The 786-nt window shown below is 56.0% G+C and carries 1 protein-coding gene; it reads right to left on the minus strand.

Annotated features, from left to right (window positions below; translation table 11 throughout):
- Positions 1-786: tetratricopeptide repeat protein (locus ACM6IP_RS23995; protein WP_414862408.1), on the minus strand; the 786-nt coding region annotated here is incomplete at both ends.

The following is a 786-nucleotide window of genomic DNA, read 5'->3' on the forward strand; positions in this document are numbered from 1 at the left end:
TTGATTTCGGGGACTTTGGGGTCTGCGTAGGAGTAGTTTGCGAGGATCCGCCAGATGGTTTTATAACGTTCAGCTCGCTCAAGGTCTTCCTGTTGCGCGAGGTAGTACAACGTATCGGTAGGAGGAGGACCACGAAAGGCCTCTTCCAGCCAACCGGCAGAGGTTTCATCACCTGCCGCCGCACCCAATTGGAATGCCTCAAGCGCCTCTTGGTGCTGGCCATTGTTTTTAAGGTTGATACCCAAAGCAAGAGCAGCCTCACCATGGCGCTGTTCAGCAGCGCAGCGGCGCATCTGCCGGGCAACGTCCGGAGCAATGTCGCTCGGTGCCAGCTTGTCCCCCACATCGTACTGGGCTTGAGCACTGCCCTGATCTGCCGCCTTGCGAAAGTAACGCAACGACATGGCTGTATCCTGCTTCAGCCCAGCCGAGCCGCTTTTCAGGAAGAGACCAATAAAGTAGTACCCCGTCGCTACGTTCGCGTCGATCAGTTGCTGGCTCAGGCGCAGGTGCTCCTCGCCTCTGAGCATGAAGTGACCACGCATGGTGCCGTTCTGCAGGTTGATGTTGGCCTTGTAATGACCGTTTTCGGAGGCAATGCGATACAAACGCGAGATCTCTAAATCTACCGCCTTGTCCTGCTTCAATAGGTTGTTTTTTTGCAACCAGCGCGCGTACTGGAACAGCTCGTCGGTCTCGGCGGACGGCACAGGGATCTGTTCATGTACACAGGTAAAGGCCAGCTTGGCTTGGATCTCGGTCAGCGGGTTCACGGAAGTATCCTGA

The organism is Pseudomonas sp. IT-P176, from assembly GCF_949767245.1.
GTDB lineage: Bacteria > Pseudomonadota > Gammaproteobacteria > Pseudomonadales > Pseudomonadaceae > Aquipseudomonas.